A 26,896-nucleotide genomic window follows, 5' to 3' on the forward strand; every position below is an offset into this window, starting at 1 on the left:
AAAACGCAGTGGGATACATTTTCAGATATTGAATGTGTTTTATTGTTGATTCTATATTATGAGGTGACTTTATGGAGGAAATTGAGCAGACAGGGCAGGAAGAAAACAACGCACAGCCTTTGCCTGAAGAAGATGTCGTGGCTGAAGCAGAACCTGTACCTGAAAAGGAAGCCGCAGCAAAAACCGGATCTGTGCCTGTAGAAACAGAGGAAGAAGTACCTGCTAAAGAAGATTCCACTTCTCTTGTTTCCATTGACGAATACCTGGCAGCAGGTGTTCACATAGGTACCCAGCAAAAGACCCAGGATATGATGCGTTTCGTATACAGGGTCAGAACTGACGGATTATATGTGCTTGACATCCAGTCAACAGACGAAAGAATAAGAGCCGCAGCAAAACTGCTGTCTCACTATGATCCTTCAAGAATCCTTGTGGTTTCTTCAAGGCAGTACGGGCAACACCCTGCAAGAATGTTTTCCAGGGCATTAGCCACAAGATCAATGCTCGGAAGATTTATTCCAGGCTTACTAACAAACCCTCAGATCCACGGTTTCTTTGAGCCTGACATTGTAATCGTAACCGATCCTGCAGGTGATGCCCAGGTTCTGAAAGAAGCTTCAAGCATCGGAGTACCGGTTATAGCACTCTGTGATACCAACAATCTGACTTCGAATGTGGATCTTGTAATTCCCACAAACAACAAAGGTAGAAAAGCTCTTTCCCTTGTCTACTGGCTGCTTGCACGGGAAGTATCCAGGCTTAATGGTACTCCCTTCAATTACGAGTTGACCGACTTCGAAACACCTCTCTGATTCCGAAAAGTAGCCCTGCATACTGCAAGGATATATAAAAATGGCCCATATCTTATATGGGTGATTAATAAATGAGACAGCCAGCAGTTGCAGGGCAGTTCTATCCCCTGCGTCCTGAAAATCTGGAGAAAGAACTCAAGCAATGTTTTGAAGGTCTGGAGATCCGGGAAAGAGATATCCTCGGGGCGGTTTGTCCGCATGCAGGATATGTTTATTCAGGGAGAGTTGCTGCACATGTCTATGCAGCTCTTCCCCAAGCAGACACATATGTCCTTTTTGGGCCCAACCATACAGGATATGGTTCACCGGTATCGGTATCCACAGATACCTGGAAAACCCCCCTGGGAACTCTCGAGGTTGATCGGGAACTTGCCGAAGGGCTATCAGGAAGTATTGTTGATGTGGATGAGCTTGGGCACCGATACGAGCATTCGATTGAGGTTCAGCTTCCTTTCCTTCAATACCGCTTCGATCAGGATTTCAGGATTCTTCCTATTTGTCTGGGTATGCAAGATGAAGAAACCGCAATTGAGGTAGGAACCCTTATTGCGAACCTTGTTTCAAAAAGTGGAAAAAAAGTAGTCTTCATTGCATCCAGCGATTTTACTCATTATCAGCCTGCTAACCTTGCAAGGGAAACGGACAATGAAATGATAGAAGCTATCGTCGATCTGGATGTTTCAGGAATCTATGAAAGGCTTTATAGAAGAAACGCATCTGTATGCGGATATGGCCCTATTTCTGCGATGATAACCGCCTCAAAGAAGCTTGGTGCAACCCGGGCTGAACTGCTAAAATATTCGAACAGTGGAGAAGTTTCAGGGGATATGAACGCAGTTGTAGGATATGCCGCAATTGTTGTGGAGTAATAAAAATTCTGCGGAAAAATGGAGCATACTTATTTTTAATTACTACTGGGGAGATTTACTTATATCCGAATAATTTTTTTTATGGATTTTTACCGTTACCTACATATCATAGGTTTGTAAAACAGGTTAAACATCAAAACGAAGTATTTTAGCATTCGAAAACAGATTGACACGCATTCGAAGATAAAATCATCGTGCATTCAAAAGCAAAATGCTTTTTAAATAAATTTGCTTTAAGATTTAAGTATAAATTCGTTGTTTTACAATGCCTTATTCAAGTTTGGGACTTTCAGAGGAATAACATGGTTTTATATTCTGCTCCCGGGAAAATTTATCTCTTCGGAGAACATGCAGTTGTTTACGGAGAAACTGCAATAGCGTGTGCTGTTGAGTTGAGGACCCGCGTCAGGGCAGAAATTAGCGATTCAGTAATAATTCAGTCGCAGATCGGCAGAACAGGAATTGATTTTGAAAAGCATCCCTATATCTCCTCAGTTGTAGAAAGAATAAGAGAAATTGTGCCGGTAAAAGGCGTTTTTCTGGAAATTGATTCTGATATTCCTGTAGGTTCCGGGCTTGGGTCGTCTGCAGCTGTGACGATTGCCAGTATAGGGGCCCTCAATGAGTTATTTGGCTGCGGGCTTTCTCTTAACGAGATTGCAAAACTGGGTCATGAAATCGAGATTAAGGTTCAGGGGGCAGCAAGCCCTACCGATACCTACGTTTCTACTTTCGGAGGGGTTGTTACCATCCCAGACCGCAGGAAGTTAAGGACCCCAGAATGTGGTATTATAATAGGAGATACAGGAGTTTTTTCCTCCACAAAAGAGCTTGTATCAAATGTCAGAGAGCTCCGTGAAAGTTATCCAGATCTTATTGAGCCTCTTATGGCTTCTATTGGCAAGATCTCGAAAATTGGGGAATCCCTTGTCATTGCAGGTGATTATCCTGCCATTGGCAGGCTTATGAATGTAAACCAGGGGCTTCTGGACGCCCTTGGAGTAAATATTCTCGAGCTTTCCAGACTAATTTACTCAGCCCGCGGAGCAGGAGCTTTCGGGGCAAAGATTACAGGAGCTGGAGGGGGAGGATGCATGATTGCCCTTACGTCACCTGATAAATGCATACAAGTCGCAGAAGCCATTGCAAGCGCAGGAGGCAAGGTGACCATCACAAAGCCTTCAGAAAAGGGCCTGGCGCCCGAGCTAGAATCTCGAATCCAAATCAAGTAAATGTACATCTAAATCCGTATTGAGCTAAGAAATCGAGATCAAATTGAAGGATCTGTACCAGTTAAATAATCCAGACCTCATTGAAACATATCTCAAGATTTCCAAGCTTTATTTCACGATTTTGTACTTACCAGTAGAAGAAGTTTAAAAAGGTATTAAGTGATATGGCATGAAGGTCTCAACCGAGCCTGTTATCCTGAAACTTGGGGGCAGTGTCATTACTGACAAAGCCGCAAATCAAGGGGTTGTAAAAGAGGCTGACCTCCTGAGGATTGCAAAGGAAGTTTCCGAATACCGGGGAAAAATGATAATTGTACATGGTGCAGGTTCCTTTGGACATACCTACGCCAAAAAATATGGGCTTGACAGGGGTTTTGATCCTGAAGGAGCAATTGTAACACATGAGTCTGTCAAGAAACTTGCATCCAGAGTTGTAGATGTATTGAACGAGTACGGAGTCCGGGCTATAGCCGTACATCCTATGGGCTGTACGGTTTGCAGAAACGGACGAATCGAAAGTATGTACCTTGACAACATAAAGCTCATGCTCGAAAACGGGCTTGTCCCGGTACTGCACGGAGATGTCGTCATGGATCTCGAACTCAAAGCGTGCGTGCTTTCAGGAGACCAGATAGTTCCCTATCTTGCAAAAGAACTTAAGATTACCCGACTCGGGTTAGGCTCGGCAGAGGATGGAGTACTTGATAATGAAGGAAAAACCGTACCTGAGATCACTCCAAAAACTTTTGAGAGCTTCAAGCGTTACATAAAAGGGTCGGAAAGTACTGATGTTACGGGCGGCATGCTCGGAAAAGTGCAGGAACTTCTGGAACTCAGCAAAACGTCTTGTATAACATCACATATATTCAATGCCAGGAAAGAGAATAACATATATAGGTTCCTAAATGGGGAATCCATGGGAACCACAATCAGTCCGGACAAAGGGTATAAAGTATGATTGGCACGACCTCAAAGCGAAAGATCGAACACCTGAAGTTATGTGCTGAAAGCCCGGTTGAATCTCGAAAAGTCAGTGCGGGCTTTGAGGATGTGACCCTGATCCACAGGGCACTTCCGGAACTCGATATGGATAAACTGAATACGTCTATAGATCTTCTTGGAAAACGCCTGCAAGCTCCTTTTCTGATCGCTTCGATCACTGGAGGTCATCCTGACACTATTTCTGTAAACGCTGCCCTTGCCACCGCAGCTGAAGAACTGGGAGTAGGAATAGGAGTTGGTAGCCAGAGAGCTGTAATTGATGACCCAGCCCAGGAAGAATCATTCAGGATTGTCAGGGAAAAAGCTCCGAGTACCTTTATATATGGGAATGTCGGCGCTGCTCAGATTCGCGAGTATGGGGTTGAAGTAGTTGAAAAACTCATAGAAATGATCGATGCCGATGCCCTTGCCATTCACCTTAACTTCTTACAGGAAGCCATCCAGCCAGAAGGAGATAGGGATGCCACTGGCTGTCTTGATATGATAACAGAGATCTGCTCCGTACTGGACACGCCAATAATCATTAAAGAAACTGGAGCTGGGATCTCAAGGGAAGATGCCCTTCTTCTCAAGAAGGCAGGTGTGTCTGCAATTGATGTCGGAGGGGTGGGAGGTACAAGCTGGGCAGGCGTTGAGGTTTACCGGGCCAGGAAAAGTGGAGATTCTGTCTCCGAACACCTTGGGGAACTTTTTTGGGATTTTGGAATTCCTACAGTTTCCAGCATTATAGAATCCAGGGTTTCTCTTCCAATTATCGCAACTGGCGGAATTAGAACAGGGGTAGATATCGCAAAATCCATTGCCCTTGGAGCTAGTGCGGCAAGTGCAGCCTTGCCTTTTGTGAGCCCTGCACTTGAAGGAAAAGACTCGGTTGTCAGGGTTCTTTCCCGCATGCTGGATGAATTCAGGATTGCAATGTTTCTCTGCGGCTGTGCAAATATACAGGATCTGCGTAACGCACCTGTGGTTGTTACTGGCTGGACCCTTGAGTATCTGGGGCAGCGTGGCTTTAACGTAAAAGACTATGCCGTAGCAGGAGATGTGTTCTAATTCATAGCACAGAATCCGGCTTTTTACCTGTAATCTGTATTAAAATTCGGATAATACGGTAAAATATAATAGCAGATACGTTAATTAGAAGGGTCATTTCACAACGATATTTATACATAATATGAAAGTAATGTTCGAGAATAAATTGTTAACATGAACAAGTGGATCCTTATTCCAGAATCCTGGAAAACTTACTCAGAACCATAAGGACAAGTATTGGGTTCGACCTGAATTATCTAGAGTTATTAACAATTACAATAGAATTTACTTCAGGTTCATAAACTGCCAGAGATTCTTTACTGAAAAAATCAAGATGAATTCAGGAGATAGTTCCTAGAATTACTATAAAATCGATAAAACAGGGATTAATTTCAAGAATTACTTTTAAATCGATTAAGCTAAAGAGTTCTTTCACAATTACTCAGGCTGAAATTACTTAGTATGAAGGAATTTCATACAGGAATAGAAATAATTATTATAATTGTCGACTCAGGATCGGCTGGTAAGGTTAGAATCACTTGATGAGATTATCATGATAAGAATAATCCAGGGAAGAATGGATTATTGGGAAGGAAGGATAGAGTCATAACAGATTAGAATAAACCAGAGCAAATTGGAATAAAGCCAGGAATAAATTAAAAATAAATCTGAAAAATTTGAATGAACCAGAATATAGCCAGAAATAAATCAGAATAAACCAGGAAAACCAGGAATAAGAATTTCCAATTATAACAAAGCAGGTTGCTGGATAAACTCTTGAAAAATCGGCTGAAATAGAAAACTGAGTGTTTTCAAGGCAATTTAAAGACAAAAATCCTACTTTACAGGATTGGTTGAAAATCAGCTTCTTAAGAAATACTGGCCAGAGAAGAATAATCAAAAGAAGAGTATGTAAAGGCTCCTGTTAATTGAAGTAATATCCAGAATTCATTGATCTGGAAGGATAAAACCCTGAGAAAGAATGTGTATATAAAGGAAAGAGGGTTTGAAGACATCCTGGTAGTTCTGGAGTGCGCTTAACATACATTTGAATATCTGTATACTGAGACAGATAGATAAAAAGAGAATTCTTCTGCAAGAGACGTAGTTGATTCGTCTCATCGGGGGTAGAGTTCTTCCTGCGAGAAGAGTCTGAGTGCTTGGCTGTTCTAAGGCTGATTCTGTGTTAGATTCTATTGTAGCTATACCATTCGCATAATGGTTATAATTTTAAGGTCATCACCTGATCCGTTTTCCGAGGATTAGGGTTCACAAGGATTAAAAAATAAGTAAGAGGTAATAATATGACTGAAATAGGAATTGTTGCAGTCGGAGGTTACAATGAAATGGGTCGTAACATGACTGCTGTTATTGTAGGTGAAGATATTATCATTCTGGACATGGGGCTTCGGCTCGATAGGGTTCAGATCCATGAGGATGTTGAAATTGACAAAATGCATTCTCTCGAACTTATTGAGATGGGAGCAATTCCTGATGATACCATTATGAAAGAAATAAATGGAACTGTCCGGGCAATTGTCTGCACTCACGGGCATCTTGATCACATAGGTGCAATTCCGAAACTTGCCCACAGGTATAACGCCCCAATCATTGCTACACCATATACATCTGCCCTTATCAAACAGCAGATCGAGGCCGAGCGCAAGTTTGAGGTTTGTAACAGGGTTATTCCGTTGAATGCAGGTGGAACTTACCAGGTTACAGAAGACATTTCCATTGAATTCATCAACGTCCAGCATAGCATCATTGACTGTGTGCTTGCAGCAGTTCACACTCCAGTAGGAGCAGTTCTTTATGCCTGCGACTTTAAGCTGGACCGAACTCCTACAATGGGTGAAGCTCCTGACTTCGAACGCCTTAAAGCCCTTGGGAAGGAAGGAGTTATTGCAATGATTGTAGAGAGCACGAATGCTGGACGTTCAGGCAAGACTCCGTCGGAACAAATCGCAAAGGATATGGTTAGGGACGTGCTACTTGGGACAGAAGAGTCCGAAGTCGGAATGATTATTACTACCTTTGCCTCCCATATTCCCAGGCTAAAAGCCATTATTGAAGCGGCTGGGGAAATGGGAAGGATTCCTGTGCTTTTGGGACGCTCGATGGAACGCTACGTAGGGGCTGCAAGAGATCTTGGCTATCTGGAACTACCTTCCAATGTCGAGATGCACGGCCAAAGGAAGGATGTAGATAGAGCTTTCAAACGCATCATCCAGGAAGGAAAGAACAAGTATCTTCCAATTGTCACCGGGCACCAGGGCGAGCCAGGCTCCATACTTGTGCGCGTTGCAAACGGGGAAACTCCGTATACAATTGATCCAGGAGACAGGGTTATTTTCTCTGCAAATGTGATCCCAAGTCCCATGACTCAGGCTAATCGCTATGCCCTTGAGACTAAGCTCAAGATGAGGGGCGCAAGGATTTATGACAATGTTCACGTGTCAGGACACGCATACAGGGAAGATCACTGGGAACTCCTGCGTATGGTAAATCCTGAACATGTGATCCCTGCCCATGGGGATATGCAGATGCATGGACACTACATCGAGATGGCAGAAGACGCCGGGTATGTACTAGGAGACACAGTACACCTTCTCAGAAACGGTGAAGTGTTATATATAGAAGAATAACTGTATAGGAAACCTATTCCGTGCCTCGTGATGTTTATGATATTAATTGATGAGATCAAAAAGAGAAGTGTCCACGTTGACGCCGCAATTGATGAACTGCTTCCGGTAGCCTATCCTGAGGAACTGTACAAAGCTTCTCGCTACCTGGTAGATGCAGGAGGAAAGCGCCTCCGCCCCGCAGTTCTTATTCTGGCAGCTGAAGCTACAGGCTCGAACCTCAAATCGGTTTTACCTGCTGCGGTGGCCGTGGAACTTGTACATAATTTCACTCTGATCCATGATGACATAATGGATAAGGATGATGTCCGTAGAGGAATGCCTGCAGTCCATATGATATGGGGTGACGCCGGAGCGATTCTTGCAGGTGACACTCTTTATTCCAAAGCTTTTGAGATCCTGTCAAAAGTCGAAAACGAACCGGTAAGGATTTTAAAATGTATGGATGTACTCTCAAAAACCTGTACAGAAATCTGTGAAGGCCAGTGGCTTGATATGGATTTCGAAAAAAGGGAGGAGGTTAGTAAATCGGAATATATCGAGATGGTGGAGAAAAAGACCTCAGTCCTTTACGCTGCAGCAGCCAAGATTGGGGCCATTCTTGGAGGAGCTTCTGATGAGCTTGCAGAAGCCCTGTCCCAATACGGACGCCTTATAGGAATTGGCTTCCAGATGTATGATGATGTTCTGGATATGATCACTCCGCAGGAAGTGCTCGGTAAAGTAAGAGGTAGCGACCTTATGGAAGGGAAACATACCCTGATTGTAATCGATGCTTTCGAAAAGGGTGTAAAACTGGACATTTTCGGAAGAGGGGAAGCTACTCAGGAAGAAACCGACGAAGCCGTCCGGATTTTAACCGAATGCGGGTCAATTGATTACGTAAAGAACCTTGCAATTTCATATATCAATGAAGGCAAAGCAAAACTGGATGCCCTGCGGGACTGCCCAGAAAAAGAACTTCTCCTTCAGATTGCCGATTATATGATCTCAAGAAACTACTGAACCAAGTAAATTGCTTAAATAGCAGTTGGCTTCAGGGAAAGTTGCGGCTAATTGAGGCCGCAATAACCTGTATTTTTTCTATATCTTTTTATTGACGAGTTCACCCAAAACCAATTTTACTCTCAAAATCAGTAAGTTTCAGAACTATTTTTCTATAATCTAAAACTCGATTGATTATCCAGAATATAGGATTCAGAGAAGCAATATTGAGTTTTATAATCAATTTGTTATAGACATGAAAAATTAACATTTATGTTTTAGATATAACGACTTAATGTTACTGTTTTTCAGTTTAAGTATGCAATTCCTACTTAAAAAAGACATATGATAAACTTGAAATTTTTTACGTCAAACAATTATTTGCTTCAGTATAATTTTTGATATAATTTATTTAATATAATTTATGCTATTACTATGTTCTGGAGTTGGGGAATAGAGCTGGGGTATCATCAAAACTAAAAGAAATTCCTGGGGGTTGCTGATCCTTCTTCGAATCAATGTGCTTGGGGGAGCATAAATTCGGAGAGACTGTATTGGGGGATACAGCATATACAGCGCCTCTGGGATTCTTCTTGCATTAAATTTCTTTATTAAACTAAAAATGGAGACACAAGGGGTTTTTATTCATGAAACATCTAAAAATTTGTCCAAAATGCCACACTAACCTTAAATTGCGCTCAGACGGCGAGATCCAGTATTGTAATATTTGCAAGTATTGGACAAAAGCAGGTACTGCAAGACTCGATTCAATAATGATTTATGGATGATTGTAAATGAAGATTCTGCGTGAATTCTACGCAAAATGATAATATTAACCTTCACAAAAGGATTTTTCCAAAAAAGTTCTATAAAAAAGAGTAATATAAGCAGGATAAAATCCTGCCTCTTTTTGAATTAGTCTTAAACTTTAAGGAACTTTATTATTTTCTTGACTCAATTGTGCTCTGGGCAGCTACGAGTCTTGCAATCGGAACTCTGTAAGGAGAGCAGCTTACATAGTTAAGGCCTATTTCATGAGCGAAATGAATGGATTTTGGCTCTCCGCCGTGTTCTCCGCAGATACCCATTTTGAGGTCGGGTTTGACAGAGCGGCCTTTACCTATGCCGATTTTCATTATTTCGCCAACGCCTTCCTGATCCAGAACTGCAAATGGATCGTGCTCAAGAACTCCTGCCTTCTGGTAAATTGGCATGAATTTGGACACGTCATCACGACTGAACCCGAAGGTTGTCTGAGTCAGGTCGTTTGTTCCAAAGGAGAAGAAATCGGCTTCCTGTGCAATCTGGTCTGCGACAATTGCAGCTCTGGGCAGCTCGATCATTGTTCCTACTTTGTAATCGATCTTTACGCCTTTCTCGGTCATGACTGCCTCTGCCATCTTGCAGACTTCTTCCCTGGTAATGGAAAGCTCTTTTACAAGGCCCACGAGCGGAATCATGATTTCAGGAACGATCTGCATTCCCTCATTTGCAAGTTCACAGGCTGCCTCCATGATTGCACGTACCTGCATATCATAGATTTCCGGATAGGTTATTCCGAGCCTGCATCCCCTGTGGCCAAGCATAGGATTGAGTTCCTTAAGGGAAACCACGCGCTTTATGACCTTCTTTACCTCGTCGATCTTTCCGCAGTCTCCTGAAGCTTCGAGCTCCCTGAGCTTTGCATCCAGCTCTTCTTTATCAGGAAGGAACTCGTGGAGGGGTGGGTCAAGCAGCCTAATAGTAACAGGCAGGCCTTCCATGCTGCGGAAGATTCCAAGGAAGTCTTCCTTCTGCATAGGAAGTAATTTTTTGAGGGCTTTCTTCCTGGACTTTTCATCCTCGGCCATGATCATTTCCCTTACTGCGGGAATCCTGTCTTCCCCAAAGAACATATGTTCAGTTCTGCAAAGTCCTATACCTTCAGCGCCGAGTTCACGGGCAAGGCCTGCATCTGCCGGATTGTCTGCGTTTGTTCTCACTCCGAGAGTCCGGATATCATCCGCCCACGTAAGAATCTTCTTCAGATCGTCACTGATTTCGGCATCAATCAGCTCTACTTTCCCGATGATTACGCTGCCTGTACTTCCATCAATGGTAATATAATCGTGCTCTTTGATTGTGCTACCATTTACCATGAAGAGGCCGCTTTTTATATCAATTGAGATATCGCCGCAACCTACAACGCAAGGCTTACCCATACCTCTACCAACGACTGCAGCATGAGAGGTCATTCCTCCGCGCACGGTAAGGACACCCTGGGCAGCTGCCATTCCTCCGATATCTTCAGGGGAAGTTTCGGTCCGGACGAGAATTGTCTTTTCTCCCTTCTCAGCCATTTCCTCGGCTGCTTCGGCAGTAAATACAACTTTTCCTACAGCAGCTCCGGGCGATGCAGGAAGTCCCTTTGCAATTACTTCCAGTTTTGCGTCGGGATCAATTCTCGGGTGCAGGAGAAGGTCGATATGTTCGGCTTTAACCCTTGTGACTGCGGTTTCCTTATCAATCAGCCCTTCTGCTACCATGTCAGTGGCTATTTTCACGGCTGCAGCAGCTGTGCGCTTTCCTGTTCTAGTCTGCAGCATGTAGAGTTTTCCTTCCTGGATAGTAAACTCTATATCCTGCATATCCTTGAAATGAGCCTCAAGCCTCTGACAGATATCAACAAGCTGGTTATAGGCTTCCGGGATCTTGTTCCCAAGAGTGTCAATGAAGTCCGGAGTCCGGATGCCTGCTACAACATCTTCGCCCTGTGCGTTGATAAGGTACTCTCCGAAAAATTTCTTTTCTCCTGTCGACGGGTTTCTTGTAAAAGCAACTCCTGTGCCTGAGGTATTACCTCTGTTCCCGTAAACCATAGTCTGTACATTGACAGCTGTGCCCCAACTGTCATCAATCTCGTTAAGCTTTCTGTAAGTGATGGCCCTTGGATTATTCCAAGACTCAAAAACAGCATCAATTGCCATTTGAAGCTGGACTTTAGGATCCTGGGGGAAATCAAATCCTTTTTCGAGTTTGACTACGCCTTTGAACCTTTCAGCCAGCTCTTTCAGAGCTTTTGCATCGAGATCAGCATCGGATTCGACATTAAGTTCTTTTTTCTTATCCTCAATAAGGGATTCGAACTTGTCGAAGTCAATTCCTAGAACCACATCTCCAAACATGGAGATAAATCTGCGGTAACAATCGTAAGCGAACCTTTCGTCATTGACCTTATTCGCGAGTCCGAGAACAGATTTGTCCGTGAGCCCAAGGTTAAGGACGGTATCCATCATCCCCGGCATGGACACCCTAGCTCCGGACCTTACAGAAACAAGCAGCGGATCTTCTGGGTCCCCCAACTTTTTGCCATTCAAGGTTTCGAGCTTATCGATCGCTTCGTCGATCTGTTTGAGTACTTCTTCAGAATACTTCTGATTTTTCAGATAGAGTACACAAACTTCGGTTGTGATCGTAAAACCTGGTGGTACAGGGATTCCTAAATTTGCCATTTCGGCAAGGCCTGAGCCCTTACCTCCAAGTAAGTCTTTCATACTAGCTTTGCCATCAGTTACATCCTTTCCAAAAAAATATACGAACTTTGACAATGAGTCTCCTCCCTAGAACGAGATCATTTATCGGAGTTAATGACTGTAATGACCATAGTTATGGTCTGATTGCTGCCAAGAATGTCCATTTAATATATAAGGTTGTGGTTTCCCTCTTCTAGATCTTATACTCTACTATATTAAATTAGTTAAGACTAACATATAATATACGTCTTGCGATATCTTTATATATAATGAACATAGACTACATATGCTTTTCAGTCTATAATATATATTCTTATTTATGGCTGACAGAATAACATGCTCAAAGCCAGGAAATTTTTGCCCTGAGCTGGAGAGAAATAACTATTAATCATTCGTGGCTGATATGAAACGACTCGGTAAAGTGCTGCACAGAACAGGCGTTAAAAACCTGATAATCAGAGGGGATGAGTTAAAACCCGAGAATGCCTCAGGTAATCTTCCTAAATTGAATTCGGTCGTTGTAGATAAAGCCCTGAATCGGATTGGGACGATCGTTAATGTTTTCGGACCTGTAAATCATCCATATTTTTTAGTGAAGGGCTTTAAGCGAGCTTCTGATTCAGAATTTCGAGCTCTTGTTAATGAGAGAGTCTATATTCGGTGAGATCTCTGACATTGAATGCGCATTTGAATTCTATATTATGGTTTAACATTAACTGGTTTATATATTTTTTGTTGGTTACCCGTGATATTTCTTATCCTTCCTTTTAGATATCTACTGTGACTTCAGTGGTGCAGCCAAAATACTGGAAAACATAAACATATAGTCATTTTAATTTGTAAGGTGATATGATATGGTAGAAGTCGAAAGAGTTCGCTATTCGGACACTCTTGAAAGAGAAAAAATACGTGCCATGATCAAAGCTCGCAAAGAGAAACAAAAAGAGCAAAATTTTGAGACCGAAAAGGCCGTGTGTCCAGAATGCGGCAGCAGAAACCTCGTTCACGACTATGAGCGAGCCGAGCTCGTGTGCGGGGACTGCGGACTTGTCATTGATGCCGATTTTGTGGATGAAGGCCCAGAATGGCGAGCTTTCGATCATGATCAACGTATGAAGCGTTCCCGTGTGGGTGCGCCCATGACATATACAATACATGACAAAGGGCTTTCAACAATGATTGACTGGAGGAACCGCGACTCCTATGGAAAGTCAATTTCTTCCAAGAATCGTGCTCAGCTCTATCGTTTAAGAAAATGGCAGCGTAGAATCCGTGTAAGTAATGCAACTGAAAGAAACCTCGCATTTGCACTATCTGAATTAGACAGAATGGCTTCTGCTCTTGGTCTTCCAAGAACTGTGAGAGAAACCGCAGCTGTAGTCTACAGAAAAGCTGTGGACAAGAACCTTATCCGTGGAAGAAGCATTGAAGGTGTTGCCGCAGCCGCTCTTTATGCAGCCTGCCGCCAGTGCAGCGTTCCAAGAACTCTTGATGAAATTGAAGAGGTATCCAGGGTCAGCCGGAAAGAAATCGGAAGGACCTACCGCTTTATTTCCAGAGAACTCGCATTAAAGCTCATGCCCACATCTCCTATCGACTACGTCCCGAGGTTCTGTTCAGGCCTTAACCTTAAAGGAGAAGTCCAATCCAAGAGCGTTGAGATCCTGAGGCAGGCTTCCGAAAAGGAACTCACAAGCGGGAGAGGCCCAACAGGAGTTGCTGCCGCTGCAATTTATATTGCGTCCATACTCTGTGGAGAACGAAGAACTCAACGAGAAGTTGCGGATGTGGCAGGTGTTACGGAAGTCACCATCCGAAACAGATATAAAGAGCTTGCAGAAGAACTGGATATTGAAATTATCCTCTAAAATTTCCTTTATTTTCTTTTTCCAGTATTTTTTATGTTATTACATAGATAGATTCCCTATTTTTGCATTTATTTTATTTATTTAGGTTTCCCTGACGTGCAAAGGTTTATTTTTGAAAAGGAATCATAGAAATATAAAAATCTGATCTATAATGATAACAGTTGAAATTTTAGAGGCTCTTCTGTTAGGGTTCTCCGTAGGGCTTACAGGTGCACTCGTTCCGGGCCCAATGCTTTTTGCAACTATAGAAATTTCGCTAAAGAAAGGCTGGCTTGCAGGCCCACAAGTGGTATTTGGGCATATGCTCGTAGAGGCTGTGCTCTACTTGCTGATTATCTTAGGGGCTGCTTCACTTGTGGCCAGTAGCATGATTTCCGTAATTTTCCTTCTAGGAGGGCTTTCACTTCTGATATTTGGGCTCCTTACCTTAAAAGATGCCAGAGCCACGACTTCTTCTGCACAGATTTCTCAGAATTTCTCAAGCTTGAAACTGATTTCCAACCCTTCTCTGGTAGGCTTAGTTACTTCAGTTTCGAACCCATATTTCTGGATCTGGTGGCTGACAGCAGGCGGTGCCCTGATACTTAAGGAATATGAACTGGGAATTATAATCGCAATGGCTTACATGATCGGGCACTGGGCCGCAGATCTGGGATGGTTTACTGCCGTATCTGGATCATTCGGGCGTGGTAAAAACCTGCTCTCCCAAGAAATGCATAAATATATCCTCTACACCTGCGGGATATTCCTGGTAATCTTTGGGTTATACTTCATGCTGAATTACAATTATGCAACTCAAATGTCCTGAACTTCAGATTTCATGAATTTCTTTTTGGGTTGCTATCTGCGAATCCATTTGTTCTTATAAATCCTGGTCAAAAACTAAAAATAAACTTATACCAAAAAGCGGTTCTGTAGAAAACCTATCTAAAAAGACTCCAAAAGGTTTGAAGGAAAACAAGCAAAATTATACCATCTTGTTCATTTTAAATTAACGAAGACTTCTTATCTAAGAGCTTTTATACAAAGCCCAAGAAACTATTTTTCAGGCAAAGCTATTAAAGCATATTTTGTAAGTGTGCTTATTTTCAACCCAGAAAGTAATTGAATTATCCTGCTCTATTTTATAACTAAGGAATTTTTCGGATGTATTATCGTAAACCCGTGTGTTTTTTCCAGCATTTATATTTACATTTACAAGGGAAATAGCACCATTTGTGCTTGCATTGAATATGATAGAATCTTCAGTATATTGAAGGTTCTTAAAACTGGCATCATATGTATTTCTACTTATTTGACCATACTCATAAAAAGACACTATGGAGACATTATTTGACTCATAATTATCTATCCAGTTTAGAAACTTTGATCGGCTAATTGAATATTTTATAGCTGGATCATTATCAAGTTCATGGGTAAAAACAGGATGTACCATACCTGCTCTGGATGCCGGTTCCCACCATTCCCATGTGTTATCGTCCAGATTCCCAACAACTTTTTCTGCGTGGATTCCAGATTCTCCATTTCTCCAGTACATTCCCCATTTTTCATATGCATAAATTGCATGTTTAACAGTGTCTCTATTTCTCAAGGAACACCAGCTTGTTGGCTTTTTTCCGATTTTCTCATAAACGTATGAATATCCTTCATCCATTATTTTATATGCCTGTTCAAGTAGAAAACTATTCAGTTCCTTAGAGTAATGTACTCCTACGTCCCAGGAATGACTGATGACCAAACTGCGCAAGTACTCAAGATCCTTTTCACTGCACTGCTCAAGGATCTCTATATCAAACCAGATCGTCCCGTTATTATTTTTGCTGTTAAGATAGCGTATGCCCTGCTCCGTTGTATTCCTTACATGCGGCCCATCAAGTCCAAAAGCCAGCATTTTATTGTTTCCAATTGCAGTTATGAATTTTCTATCTGCTATTTGGTTTATACTGTGTATATCAACATCCAGATACGTTCCTTTTCCCAGAATAAATGAAGTGAACTTGATATACCCATTTGAAAAATCGACATACGGTAATTTTTGTCTTTCAAGGTTATAAAATGGAGTAATTATATAGTTACCATTTTTTGTGGAGATCGTATTTGTTTTACTGCATCCATCAAATAAGATCTCAAAATAAGATTTTTCAGCTGTATTCCCGATGCATAAGGTTTCAGATCTGACATCTTCAGAAGAATCTTTAAAATAACTTTTCAATATAATATTATTATTTATTTTTTGGATAATCAACTTTGAACCCGGGCTATCAAGTTCAACAAAACTTTGAGGATCGTCCGTATTTATATCCATTGAGATTTGATAAGTACATTTAACCATTGGTATAAGACTACAGATGTAAAGTGATCCAGTTTGCCTTGGCTGCTCTCTATAGTGAATTAGTGGTATGGAAGCAGCTTTACAGAATCTATGAGTTTTTGAAGATTTCATTAAATCTACTGTATGCCCATTTGCTACAAATTCAAAAATAGTATCTGCAACTGGAAATAAACTATAAGGAGATAAACAGGAGCTTCTTGTGACTTTATACTTTAGTGATTTTGAGGCATTGAAAGAAATCTCTGATCTAAGAATCCCGTAAATTGCAGAATACAGTTTGTCATAAATCTTATTACCCTGATGTTTTGCAATAAAAATATTATTTGGAATACCGTTAGCTTTAGAGTAATTTTGAGAAAATAAGGTGAGAATACCCTGATCAATATTATTATAGACTTTTGGAGTACCGTTACTAGGAAAAGCTTTAGTTCTCCCAATACATGAACATAATGTAGATAGTGTTGGGAAAAATATATTAAGACGATGACGTCTGTTCACTAAACCACCACATCAATTTTATGTCCAACTCTCAATTTGACTTGACTTTATTTAAGTCGATGCCCATCTGAACGCATTTAAGTCTTACGCATTATTGCATGATATTTGTACTCGTAATACATCGATTGCACATAAGTCATTTTAAACCCATGTTTATTTGCAATTTTTTCGATTGTGTAGGGATTGTGAGAAAAACCGAGAATATCTTTTGGACGATTTTTAAAGCTTGCCGATATCATAGTCCGAAACTCGAAACCTATTTTGCACAAAATTTTGAAGACGTTTGTGTCTCGTGAGAATACCCCTATCTTCCATAATGGGTATAAGCGAGAATCCAGTATGTCAAAAAATACTATTTTTCCATCTTTATTCAGATACTTTGATGCTTCAAAGATAAATGTATCAATTTCTTGAAATGTCAAGTATTGAATTACACCGGCTGCAGTTATTCGATCAAAGGAAGAATCCAGATTCTTCCAGAGTGTTTCATGGTCAGCAAGGATTAGATTTATGTTTTGACACTTTTTTTTCTCGATCCTTTTACTTGCTTCTTCTAGCATAGATGGGGAAAAATCCACTCCTACAAGCTGTTCATATTCCAGAGCATAGTAAGTCAGGAGTTCTGCTGAGCCACACCCGAAATCAAGAAGCGTTTTGCCTCCATCAAGATGGAACAATTTTTCCCTGGCTTCCAGAGAAAGAAACTCCTCAGACGAACATCTGTGTCCTCCGTGTTTCTTATCCTTAAAAAAAATTTTCCAGACATTTTTTGGTTTCGACATGCTTTTCTTACTCCTAATTTTGCTCTTTTCTATACCTCTCCCCAGATAATTTGTAACTTCCAGATTAACAGTTTTTTAGCTATTTGTTAAGCTGGTTAGTAGCTGCAAAAAAGACAAAGAAGTCTCTATTTCACACATATGAGTATAAATATATATAAGTTTTGATTAATTATGATATCAGTAACATAAAATTAACAAGACAACTAAAGTATTACGTCTACCCTAACAAATTTGAATGTAGTCACATCTGCTCGTGAATCGCATATCTTTTAATATTAGTTCAAATACACTTAATATAATATATAATTTTATTTCACACTTGTTTGAAAATAACCCAATAATACAATATTTTAATCCGCTTTTTCTTTAATTTGTTGTCTTCTTAAAGGCACTTCTGATTTATAAAGCCGCGAAAACAGGTAGACTCCTCCGCTGAAAGTAGATAGGAACAGAACCACAAGAGTCCTCATATTTCTCACAGTTTTCCAGCTCCACCTGTTAGCTACGAATAAGGAGCTGAGAGCCAGAGTTATAAGCCCGAAGAAACCGTGAATATACAGAATTGCAGGAGCTGCTCTGGCAATTATAAGCCTTACTCCAGAGTACATCATATACAGTAAAGATAAGGCTCCCAGGATGTATCCAAAAGTGTTTATCTTCCCGTGTCTTGGGATTCCTTCTTTTTTTGAACAGCTTAGCTTTAATGCAGTAAATCCAAGTATATAACTCAACAGTGTCGAAACCTGCAATTTAAGCGAGATTTTCCTGAGCTGGTTAATGCCAATTCCCATTACCAATTATAGCACCTCTCAAAATAAAGTTGCATTTTTCACCTTATTTTCAAAATAAGATCCACGCTTAAAGATTCCTTTGGAAACAAAGTTTCTGAGAAATATTCCATTACCGGAAACTTACTTAGGCTTTTTCAGGCTTCGCCAAAAAAATAACAATCGGATAAGTGGCTAGATAAGTAGCATAGTAAATAGCCAGACAAATTTTGAGATAGCTTATTAATAGAAGGATAACATTAGGCTTCCGAAAGGTCGATTTTCCATGAGAAGGCAGTGCATAAAAGTTCCTAAAAAGAAAGGAGAACCTGTAAGGAGAATACTCCTTGAGCTTGAAATTCTGGATAACTCCGTAAAAATAGGTGCAGACCAAGCATTTCTTTATCTTCCCCTGACAAGAGAGCCTGCCCCTGATGAGCTACAGAGTATTCCTGAAGGAATTGAGCTTATTGAGTTCGATTTCGAGCCCCAGGAAAAGAAACCTGTTCCAGAAGACCTGCTCGGTTTCAGCCCTGTTTATGAAGTTATAGGAGATATCGCCCTGCTGGAAGATTCTGAGCTTGATAATAAGAAAGCCTCAAGAATTGCCGATGCTCTCCTTCGAACCTTGCCGAATATAAAAACCGTACTCAAGCCTCTCACGCCTGTTATAGGGGAATTCAGGGTTAGGGAATTTGAGGTTGTTGCAGGTGAGACCAGAACAGAAACAGTTCACAGAGAATACGGCTGCCGCTACAAAGTCGACCTTGCACGGGCTTATTTTACTCCACGTCTCTCAACCGAGCGCTCAAGAATTCTTTCATGGGTTAAGGAGGGAGATACCGTTGTTGACATGTTTGCAGGAGTCGGCCCTTACAGTATCCTGATAGCAAAGAGCAAGAAGCCTTTAAAAGTCCTGGCAATTGATAAAAACCCGGAAGCTGTTCGTTATCTTAGGGAAAATATAATTCTTAATTCTGCGAAAAATATCAAAGCAATCGAAGGCGATGCCAGGGAAGAAGCAAAAAAGTTTGCAGGGACTGCCGACCATGTAATTATGAATCTGCCTCATAATGCCTTTGAGTTTCTAGACTCTGCGGTTCTCCTGACAAAATCTGGCGGAATAATTCATTATTATGGAATAACTCCTGAAGATAACCTCTTTGAGAGCTCCATTGAACTTATAAGGACAGCTGCGGAAAAAGCAGGAAAAAAAATCGAAATTTTGGAGAAAAGGGTAGTCCGTTCGTATGCTCCTCACCAGTATAATATCTGCATAGAGGCCAGAGTTATTTAAAGGAAGTCAGAATTATTTCAGGGATAACAGGATTTACACAAGTGTTGCAAAAGCAAATAGTCCTTCCCGAGCGAAATAATTAAATTCTTGATCGCTATTTTAAGTCTGCTTATCTTTCTCTGTTCATTTGCCGTCGTGGCTTAGCGGTATAGCGGCTGATTCGTAATCAGCAGGCCGAGGGTTCAAGTCCCTCCGGCGGCTTAATAAAATTTTTCCGTTTAGTGCCCTCTTTTTGTGGATTGGCAGAGAATGAGCAATGATTTTTATAATTTGAGTATTAATACAAGATAAGAGTCCTTAAAAAATTCGGACATATCGGCTTTGTAGAAATCCTTAAATTTCTTTTTTAGATAAAAAAAGATATAAAAATAAAAATTAAACTGTTGCATATTACATACACAAAAAAGTTATAAATACAATTTGCATAAAGTTAAGGATTTCTACAGAGCCTTAATTTACTATCTATAAGTAATAAAGCATAAAATTCATACAAAGAACTTCTACGGCTGCCTATGCCACATGCAGAACCCCTTCAGCATTATATTACTTTTTACATGAAGTCTCCAGAATACCCATAAGAAATTTATAATTAAGATTATAAAAGGGGCTTCTCAAATTTTCACAGCGAATGTTCCTTGTTATTCTTTTTTGTAATAACAAGAGAGAAAGGAAAGCAGAGCATACGGATAGCAGAAACTGTTGCAACAGTTAAAAGCGACAACACAAGCACAAATGCAAGTAAGGTAACTGAAGGAGATGAAAAACGCTCCAAGATTTGAATTTTTATTTTGACTGGTTTCTCTATTGTATACATACCTTAAATGTCATGTAACTTTCTCTTAACCATTTTTTGAGAAGTTTGTTGGTTTGTAGAGAATTACAACAATCTCAAATAAAAATATAAAATTTTGAATATTAAAGATATATTATAATTTCAAAAAATCAAAAACGTTTCTTAATATAAAAACTCGACATATTCTGCTTAATATTGATGTCGAGGTTTTTCTTGTGTGGAATAGAAAAAAAAGTATAATGATTTTACTTGTAGCTTTTATATTAGTAGCAAGCTGTGGTATAGGCTCTGCATACACTGAAACTAGACTCTCAACAAACACAGCAGATCAGACAAACCCCTCTCTTTGGGGAAATTATATTGTTTGGCAGGATGCAAGGAATGGCGGAAGTGATATCTACCTAACAGACATGGCAAAGAAAATACAAACGCAGGTTACAAAAGGTGTTGATGCTGAAAATCCCTGTGTATCTGGAAACAGAATAGTATGGCAGGATAAACGGAATGGAAATTGGGACATTTACATGTATGAGATTTCCAGCAAGAAGACGACCAGAATAACCACTAACACTTCAGATCAAACGAACCCAGAAGTATACGGTAATTACATAGTTTGGCAGGATACTAGAAACGGTGGGTATGATATATATCTGCAGGATCTCTCTACTAAAGAGCAAACTCGAGTTACATCTGATATTAATTCATTCGACCCTGCGATCTATAGTAATAAGATAGCGTATGCGAATGAAAACGAGCAGATTATGCTATACGATATCTCCACGAAAAAGACAACTATAATGCTAAGCGGTGGAATGATACCGTTTGACCTTTCAATATATGATAACAGAATCCTTTATAATGACATGTTTACTGGAATATATACCTATCTGTATGATTTTGGTACGGAGGAATGGGTTACACTACCATTCGATTACGTTGAAGATCCTGTCATCTATAATAACAAAATAGTATATACTGATAGGCGCAATGAAAATGCCGACATTTATATGTGCACTCTCTCAGAAAGTGAACCGACCCCATTACCACCTGTCGCAGACTTTTATGCAACCCCCAACTCTGGAAATGCACCACTGACAATCAAATTTACTGACAAGAGCACAGGATCACCAACTTCATGGAAATGGAGCTTTGGAGATGGTTCTGATCTGGTAACTGAGTATAATCCGATATATACTTATTCAAAACCTGGAACTTATACTGTGAAGGAGACCGTAAGTAATGCAGTAGGCAAGGATACTGAAATTAAAACAAATTATATAACTGTTACATCTCCTTTAAAAGCTCCAGTTGCTTCATTTTCGGCATCTCCAACTTCTGGAAATGCTCCACTGCAGGTACAGTTCACTGACAAAAGCACAGGATCGCCAACTTCATGGAAATGGAACTTTGGAGATGGAACATATTCAACAGACCAGAATCCGGCACACACGTACAGCAAAACAGGAAAATATACTATCTCCTTGACTGTAAAGAATGCAAAAGGAAGCAATACGGTTACAAAGTCCAGCCACATAAATGTTGCAGCTCCTCTGAAAGCTCCGGTAGCTGCTCTGTCCGCCTCTCCAACCTCTGGAAACGCCCCATTGAAAGTTCGGTTTACGGATAAAAGTTCCAACAGTCCAACATCATGGAAATGGGATTTTGGAGACAAATCGTCTTCGGCAGAAAAGAATCCTTCACATACATATTCCACAGCAGGAACTTATACTGTGAAGCTGACAGCAAGCAATGCAGCAGGTAGTAATACAGTAACGAAAAAGAGTTATATAACTGTAAAAAAAGGATCCACCTCTTCAGATATCTATATCAGCAACTTGCGGCTCGGTGCTTCAGGTGAAACGCCAAACCAAGAGTATGTTCAAATCACAAACAAAGGAATAACAAATGTAAAAATGAATGGCTGGAAGATTACAGACAATGGAAGCAAACATACCTACTATTTCCCCTCTTCTTATACCTTGAACTCTAAATCTACAGTAACACTCTACACTGGAAAGGGAACAAACACTGCAACTAAACTATATTGGGGAAGAAGTTCGCATGTATGGAATAACGAAGGAGATACAGCATATTTATATGATGCTCAGGGAACGCTGGTTTCTAAATTGACAAAATAATATGAGGATCTCCTCATTTTTCTTTTTAAAAATATTCATTTGAGTTCAAAATCAGTTAATTGTGACTGTGTTGTAATAGCCTTTCTTCAGGATCTAGATCTAAGTAGAACCTATCAAAAATGGATGACATTTTTTTGCCTAAATTTCCGGGAAGCCGGTATAGAAATTTTTGATTTATGAATTTCAAAGGGATATTAATAGGCATGACACCGGATATAAGTCAGATTACAGGCACTGTTATAGATTTGTAATAAATAGAGCTTTTATTCATAATATTTGGCACATAACAGGAATAATACTGTTATTATTTCACGTTGAATATTATTATATTGCCTCTAAAAAATATATTATCTTGGGTTTTTAGGATAAAATAAGTCCTTTATACGGGTTATATATTTGGAGCCTCCAAGTTAATTGTTCTGTGGGAAAATTACTGAACATTTCTGACCTGTTTTATAGCTTCTGACCTTTCTTTCGACAAGAATTAACTAATACAGAGATAATAGTATCAGGCGGGATATTCTGGCCTGCCTCCAATCATCTCTATCAAATTATAGACTAGATGCCTACCTTCTACATCAATATCCCTAAACTAGTATTTTAGCTCATTTTGTGTCAATTCCAGTGGCTAATTAGAGGTGTTTAAAATAAAGGTCATTGATTACATGAAGATATTATTTTTCATTGCAGTTGTATTAAGTTTTACTGGAGAGTTGGAATCATTTTCAGATACAACTAACTTAAAAATCACTGAAAATATTAACCAAGGTAATATCACACTATTCTCACAAAATTATAGTGAAATAAATAATGTCCCGAACAATATTTTCATTGCCAAAGTTTGGAATAATACAACTAAATCTGAAAATGAAAATTCAAAGGTTCATGAAAAATATAAATCTGAAATTCTTTTTGATAATAATTCGAAAGAGTTGAAGTATACAACTACAAGAAAATCACCTCTATATCCTCTATATGTTTGTGATCTTACGCCTATGGTTAAATGTAGCTACGAAATCTCAATGGGCATAAAAACAGATGATCCACAAAGTTTTGTTGAACTTGACACTCCGGGCTCAAAAATGAGAATTAAAGAAATAGATAATAAAACTGCCTTGAATAGTTATTTCCGGACCGATTCTGGCAATATAGACTCTAAAAGCATATTTATTGGCAATGCTAAAGAGACTTTTAGTTTCAAAATTATATTTGATGGAGAAAATAAAACAAATACGATCTGCACAGAAGATGGTAACTGTATAGTTACTCCATTTTATAACCTTGAAAGACAAAAATTGCCGTATGTAGACTTTTCAAATGGGTATATCAAGTTCACATCTTTTGTTATGGGAGGAGGAACATATCTGGATGTTGATATACACACTATAAACCAGAAAGCTGACAGAAAATTCATAACTTCAATTGGAAATAGCAAAATGATAGCATTCGGAATTGATGGGCCTCATCCGATAAATACAGTTGAACAGGGAATTAATTATCTGAACAGTAAGGATAGCAGAGGGACATTATGGTTTGACGTAAGATCTATTGACGAATGTAATGAGACGGATCTTGAATACCTAAAGAATCTGGTTAATAATGACTCTTGGGAAACAGGTATACATTTCTCTAAAGAACTGAATAATTTACCCCTTGAACAGGCGTATAAAACAATTGACGAAGAATATACATATGTTTATGAGAAAATTGGAAAAAAGCCAACAAGTTGGTGTTCCTTAAGAAATAACGATAACATTACTCATGCAATTTACGCATATAAAAAATGGGGAATGTACTGGAGAAACGGAGACTCAGGAGTTCATACTGAAAAGATTGTTGGGAACCTGTACGATAACACATGGGAATGGTGGGAACCAGCATCCTATGCCGGAATGTCACACCCAGTATTTACCCATGAACTGGATAAGAATCCTGCTATCAAATATTCAATCAGTTACCCCAAATTTAAGATATGGGTAGATAATTATTATTCAAATAATGTATCCATAGAGTCTTTTTACGAATATAGTCAAATAAATCGTAATACATATGATGCATATTTTGATAATATAAGTTCCAATGGAAATATCATCACATTCAATGCATATACAAATGGTATCAGATCTTTAGTAAATGTGAATGTAACTGCTGGAAGCGACACACAGGTCTACGACCGTACATCAAATGAGTCCTTGAATTACATCCTGGAAAAAGATAAATCAATTACTTTCTGGGTTGAAAATAATCATACTTATAATGTGTATCTGAATAACACGATACTTCTGCATTGAAAGCAAAAAAATTGAGTATGGCCACCCTACCCTAAAAAGGCTGTCTGGTAATTCAAAATAGGCATGATACAGACATGTTCATATCAATTACCTTTACATTCATCTTTCACATTAAATATATTATATTGTCTCTAGGAATATATTCTCTTGGTCATTTAAAAGGTAAAAAAGTTCTTTTATACGGATCATTTATTTGCAGTTTCCAGAGACTTGGGATTAATTAGAAATTGATGCACCAGGAGTTTTGGCAACTAAAGTTTTTATTTGATCAACAAAATATATAATTAACGTTTATAACATAAATTTACTCAATATTCCTTGAATATGATAATATCTTTACAGAATATCTATTGATTTTTGTTTTTGTCACTCAAGAGAATTCGAATTAACAGAAAATAACTTTTTATAAGCTTATTATTTGTGCATTATTGACACGAATTACTATTTTTTGCTGTTAGTTTTATACTTATTGCCCTTAGTTTATAAGTAGTATTCATATATCCTGAGAAAATTGATGAAACATAACACTTTTTGCTTATGACACTTTTTGCTTACAATTCTAGTAGAATATTGCAATCCATATGACTTTTAAGATCTAACAGTTATCTTCAATCCCTTGACTAAAAAATTAGGATTTAAAATATAATAATAACTATTCGATAATATTAAGTAACATTGACTAGCTTAATAAATTGGATTTATATATTTAATCGAGGATTTCAAAGTTAATTCTTAACTGATCTATCAACGCTAATCTCAGATCAATGACCGTATGGAACTTAAAGCCTCCTTCTTGGGATTATTGTTGAGATGAAGCATTGAAAATGATTTCTGTGGGTGTTTCTGTGTTAAAATTAAAAAGTCGTTTCATAGCTTTATTACTTGCCGTTTTTATATTAATGGCAAGCTCTGGAATAGGTGTTGTAGCAGCTGATTCAACTGGAGATAATTCAACCATTGTAAATTCAGATGAATATAATATTGAAGAGGAAACTACTGTTGTTGATACTTCTAATGATAATATCGAAGACTCCATTGTAGAAGAAGACACAATAGTAGCAGACGGTTCTACTGTAGTCGATAATACAGTAATATCAACAGACGATGATACTACTTACATATCTTCAGATGATGATACCGCGTATGTAAATACAGATGATGATACTATTATAGCAAACAATTCTTCTGTATACGATGACGTTACGTATATATCATCAGATGACGACACAAATATAAATGACTCATCCTATTACGAATATTCCCCCGAATCACAGACTAATATCCAGTATGAAGAGACAAATCAGGTATATATAGATAATAGTCAAACTGTATCTGTTGATGTTAAAAATGACAATTCAGTTGTCAACAATATATATTTTGAATCAACAAAAGATTCTGGTAAAGCAACAGTTGTTGTTGAGGACCTGAAAGATAAGACTTGTTTAACTGAGAAGCCACCTGCAGGCACTGTATACAAATCTTTTAATATATGGATTGACAACGGTGGTGCTGCAAACAATATTGAAAATGCAGCTGTCAACTTTAAAGTTGAAAAGTCCTGGCTTAAAGCAAATAGTCTGGACGAATCATCCATTGTCCTGAACATGTATGATAAAGGAAAGTGGGTAGAAGTACCAATTACCATAACAGGACAGGATTCACAGTATGTGTATTTTACAGCAGAAGTGTCAGAATATTCTTCATTTGCAATTACAAGTAAAACTGTGGTTGTAAATACACTTCTTGAACAGTCAGATTCAAAAGCTGAAAATAATTCTGAAGAAGAAATAGATGGTGCAACAAAAAGTGAAATAATACATCTTCTGGAATACATTATTGAATTGCTTAAATAAAGGGAAGATTATCTTCCCACTTATTTTTATGATTTTTATAGCAAAAAGAAACACACGACTTTAGCTTATTTTTCTTTATTATATGTCTTATAAATCTATTTTGGGATGGTAAACTACTGTAGCTGATATTATTTTGATGTTGTATGCATGATACCCATTTTAATTTATATATTTATTTATTTATTTATTTAT

20 protein-coding genes and 1 tRNA gene are annotated in these 26,896 nt (G+C 39.1%); 16 read left to right on the top strand and 5 right to left on the bottom strand.

The window, feature by feature from the left end; genetic code table 11:
* Positions 1 to 71 precede the first annotated feature (71 nt).
* The 8 genes from rpsB to BP861_RS06585 all read left to right on the top strand — a co-directional run bounded on the left by rpsB (position 72) and on the right by BP861_RS06585 (position 9,361).
* On the top strand, positions 72 to 812 hold the full coding sequence (gene rpsB / locus BP861_RS06550) for a 30S ribosomal protein S2 (protein WP_292373703.1): 741 nt from the start codon (positions 72 to 74) through the stop codon (positions 810 to 812).
* A 71-nt stretch (positions 813 to 883) separates the two neighbouring features.
* Positions 884 to 1,681, top strand: coding sequence for an MEMO1 family protein (locus BP861_RS06555; protein ID WP_292373704.1), 798 nt, complete (start codon positions 884 to 886; stop codon positions 1,679 to 1,681).
* 302 nt (positions 1,682 to 1,983) lie between these two features.
* Positions 1,984 to 2,913, top strand: a complete 930-nt coding sequence (locus BP861_RS06560) for a mevalonate kinase (protein ID WP_292373706.1) — start codon at positions 1,984 to 1,986, stop codon at positions 2,911 to 2,913.
* A 169-nt stretch (positions 2,914 to 3,082) separates the two neighbouring features.
* On the top strand, positions 3,083 to 3,871 hold the full coding sequence (locus BP861_RS06565) for an isopentenyl phosphate kinase (protein WP_292373708.1): 789 nt from the start codon (positions 3,083 to 3,085) through the stop codon (positions 3,869 to 3,871).
* Positions 3,868 to 4,965, top strand: coding sequence for a type 2 isopentenyl-diphosphate Delta-isomerase (fni, locus tag BP861_RS06570; protein WP_292373710.1), 1,098 nt, complete (start codon positions 3,868 to 3,870; stop codon positions 4,963 to 4,965). The genes BP861_RS06565 and fni overlap by 4 nt, the downstream gene beginning before the upstream one ends.
* Before the next feature lie 1,283 nt (positions 4,966 to 6,248).
* Positions 6,249 to 7,592, top strand: a complete 1,344-nt coding sequence (locus tag BP861_RS06575) for an RNase J family beta-CASP ribonuclease (RefSeq protein ID WP_292373712.1) — start codon at positions 6,249 to 6,251, stop codon at positions 7,590 to 7,592.
* A 36-nt stretch (positions 7,593 to 7,628) separates the two neighbouring features.
* Positions 7,629 to 8,594, top strand: coding sequence for a polyprenyl synthetase family protein (locus tag BP861_RS06580; RefSeq protein WP_292373934.1), 966 nt, complete (start codon positions 7,629 to 7,631; stop codon positions 8,592 to 8,594).
* 626 nt (positions 8,595 to 9,220) lie between these two features.
* Positions 9,221 to 9,361 (top strand): hypothetical protein, encoded by a 141-nt coding sequence (locus tag BP861_RS06585; RefSeq protein WP_292373713.1) that lies wholly within the window; start codon positions 9,221 to 9,223, stop codon positions 9,359 to 9,361.
* A 153-nt stretch (positions 9,362 to 9,514) separates the two neighbouring features.
* On the opposite strand, the gene ppdK is transcribed toward BP861_RS06585, so the two are convergent.
* Positions 9,515 to 12,160: a pyruvate, phosphate dikinase gene (gene ppdK / locus BP861_RS06590; RefSeq protein WP_292373715.1), complete on the bottom strand. Its 2,646-nt coding sequence runs from the start codon at positions 12,158 to 12,160 to the stop codon at positions 9,515 to 9,517.
* Between the two features lie 328 nt (positions 12,161 to 12,488).
* Between ppdK and BP861_RS06595 the strand changes: the two genes are divergently transcribed.
* From BP861_RS06595 to BP861_RS06605, 3 genes are all read left to right on the top strand, one after another.
* Positions 12,489 to 12,749: an H/ACA ribonucleoprotein complex subunit GAR1 gene (locus tag BP861_RS06595; RefSeq protein ID WP_292373717.1), complete on the top strand. Its 261-nt coding sequence runs from the start codon at positions 12,489 to 12,491 to the stop codon at positions 12,747 to 12,749.
* Between the two features lie 190 nt (positions 12,750 to 12,939).
* Positions 12,940 to 13,953, top strand: a complete 1,014-nt coding sequence (locus tag BP861_RS06600) for a transcription initiation factor IIB (protein ID WP_128503615.1) — start codon at positions 12,940 to 12,942, stop codon at positions 13,951 to 13,953.
* 151 nt (positions 13,954 to 14,104) lie between these two features.
* Positions 14,105 to 14,761: a LysE family transporter gene (locus BP861_RS06605; RefSeq protein WP_292373721.1), complete on the top strand. Its 657-nt coding sequence runs from the start codon at positions 14,105 to 14,107 to the stop codon at positions 14,759 to 14,761.
* Between the two features lie 237 nt (positions 14,762 to 14,998).
* On the opposite strand, the gene BP861_RS06610 is transcribed toward BP861_RS06605, so the two are convergent.
* The 3 genes from BP861_RS06610 to BP861_RS06620 form a co-directional block, all read right to left on the bottom strand.
* Positions 14,999 to 16,783 carry a hypothetical protein gene (locus tag BP861_RS06610; RefSeq protein WP_292373723.1) on the bottom strand — a complete coding sequence of 595 codons (1,785 nt, stop codon included), beginning with the start codon at positions 16,781 to 16,783 and terminating at the stop codon, positions 14,999 to 15,001.
* A 77-nt stretch (positions 16,784 to 16,860) separates the two neighbouring features.
* Positions 16,861 to 17,565 carry a class I SAM-dependent methyltransferase gene (locus BP861_RS06615; RefSeq protein ID WP_292373725.1) on the bottom strand — a complete coding sequence of 235 codons (705 nt, stop codon included), beginning with the start codon at positions 17,563 to 17,565 and terminating at the stop codon, positions 16,861 to 16,863.
* Positions 17,566 to 17,915: 350 nt separating this feature from the next.
* The gene (locus tag BP861_RS06620) at positions 17,916 to 18,362 is read right to left on the bottom strand and encodes a hypothetical protein (RefSeq protein ID WP_292373727.1); all 447 of its coding nucleotides are present in this window, start codon (positions 18,360 to 18,362) and stop codon (positions 17,916 to 17,918) included.
* Between the two features lie 256 nt (positions 18,363 to 18,618).
* Between BP861_RS06620 and BP861_RS06625 the strand changes: the two genes are divergently transcribed.
* Together BP861_RS06625 and BP861_RS06630 are read left to right on the top strand one after the other, a co-directional pair.
* The gene (locus BP861_RS06625) at positions 18,619 to 19,629 is read left to right on the top strand and encodes a class I SAM-dependent methyltransferase (RefSeq protein WP_292373729.1); all 1,011 of its coding nucleotides are present in this window, start codon (positions 18,619 to 18,621) and stop codon (positions 19,627 to 19,629) included.
* Between the two features lie 129 nt (positions 19,630 to 19,758).
* Positions 19,759 to 19,830 (top strand) — tRNA-Thr (locus BP861_RS06630).
* 418 nt (positions 19,831 to 20,248) lie between these two features.
* Here BP861_RS06630 and BP861_RS06635 read toward each other — a convergent pair.
* On the bottom strand, positions 20,249 to 20,443 hold the full coding sequence (locus BP861_RS06635) for a hypothetical protein (RefSeq protein ID WP_292373731.1): 195 nt from the start codon (positions 20,441 to 20,443) through the stop codon (positions 20,249 to 20,251).
* Positions 20,444 to 20,661: 218 nt separating this feature from the next.
* Here BP861_RS06635 and BP861_RS06640 point away from each other — a divergent pair, with 218 nt between their 5' ends.
* The 3 genes from BP861_RS06640 (at position 20,662) to BP861_RS06650 (ending at position 26,704) form a co-directional block, all read left to right on the top strand.
* The gene (locus tag BP861_RS06640) at positions 20,662 to 22,560 is read left to right on the top strand and encodes a PKD domain-containing protein (protein WP_292373733.1); all 1,899 of its coding nucleotides are present in this window, start codon (positions 20,662 to 20,664) and stop codon (positions 22,558 to 22,560) included.
* Between the two features lie 638 nt (positions 22,561 to 23,198).
* Positions 23,199 to 24,851 (top strand): hypothetical protein, encoded by a 1,653-nt coding sequence (locus tag BP861_RS06645; RefSeq protein ID WP_292373736.1) that lies wholly within the window; start codon positions 23,199 to 23,201, stop codon positions 24,849 to 24,851.
* Between the two features lie 824 nt (positions 24,852 to 25,675).
* Positions 25,676 to 26,704, top strand: a complete 1,029-nt coding sequence (locus BP861_RS06650) for a PGF-pre-PGF domain-containing protein (protein ID WP_292373738.1) — start codon at positions 25,676 to 25,678, stop codon at positions 26,702 to 26,704.
* Positions 26,705 to 26,896 lie beyond the last annotated feature (192 nt).

The sequence above is a fragment of the Methanosarcina sp. UBA411 genome (assembly GCF_002495725.1).
GTDB lineage: Archaea > Halobacteriota > Methanosarcinia > Methanosarcinales > Methanosarcinaceae > Methanosarcina.

Bases quoted from the DNA above. Each gene is read 5' to 3' on its own strand.
- rpsB (WP_292373703.1), top strand. From the start codon at position 72: ATGGAGGAAATTGAGCAGACAGGGCAGGAAGAAAACAACGCACAGCCT.
- BP861_RS06555 (WP_292373704.1), top strand. From the start codon at position 884: ATGAGACAGCCAGCAGTTGCAGGGCAGTTCTATCCCCTGCGTCCTGAA.
- BP861_RS06560 (WP_292373706.1), top strand. From the start codon at position 1,984: ATGGTTTTATATTCTGCTCCCGGGAAAATTTATCTCTTCGGAGAACAT.
- BP861_RS06565 (WP_292373708.1), top strand. From the start codon at position 3,083: ATGAAGGTCTCAACCGAGCCTGTTATCCTGAAACTTGGGGGCAGTGTC.
- fni (WP_292373710.1), top strand. From the start codon at position 3,868: ATGATTGGCACGACCTCAAAGCGAAAGATCGAACACCTGAAGTTATGT.
- BP861_RS06575 (WP_292373712.1), top strand. From the start codon at position 6,249: ATGACTGAAATAGGAATTGTTGCAGTCGGAGGTTACAATGAAATGGGT.
- BP861_RS06580 (WP_292373934.1), top strand. From the start codon at position 7,629: ATGATATTAATTGATGAGATCAAAAAGAGAAGTGTCCACGTTGACGCC.
- BP861_RS06585 (WP_292373713.1), top strand. From the start codon at position 9,221: ATGAAACATCTAAAAATTTGTCCAAAATGCCACACTAACCTTAAATTG.
- BP861_RS06595 (WP_292373717.1), top strand. From the start codon at position 12,489: ATGAAACGACTCGGTAAAGTGCTGCACAGAACAGGCGTTAAAAACCTG.
- BP861_RS06600 (WP_128503615.1), top strand. From the start codon at position 12,940: ATGGTAGAAGTCGAAAGAGTTCGCTATTCGGACACTCTTGAAAGAGAA.
- BP861_RS06605 (WP_292373721.1), top strand. From the start codon at position 14,105: ATGATAACAGTTGAAATTTTAGAGGCTCTTCTGTTAGGGTTCTCCGTA.
- BP861_RS06615 (WP_292373725.1), bottom strand. From the start codon at position 17,565: ATGTCGAAACCAAAAAATGTCTGGAAAATTTTTTTTAAGGATAAGAAA.
- BP861_RS06625 (WP_292373729.1), top strand. From the start codon at position 18,619: ATGAGAAGGCAGTGCATAAAAGTTCCTAAAAAGAAAGGAGAACCTGTA.
- BP861_RS06635 (WP_292373731.1), bottom strand. From the start codon at position 20,443: ATGTATACAATAGAGAAACCAGTCAAAATAAAAATTCAAATCTTGGAG.
- BP861_RS06640 (WP_292373733.1), top strand. From the start codon at position 20,662: ATGATTTTACTTGTAGCTTTTATATTAGTAGCAAGCTGTGGTATAGGC.
- BP861_RS06650 (WP_292373738.1), top strand. From the start codon at position 25,676: ATGATTTCTGTGGGTGTTTCTGTGTTAAAATTAAAAAGTCGTTTCATA.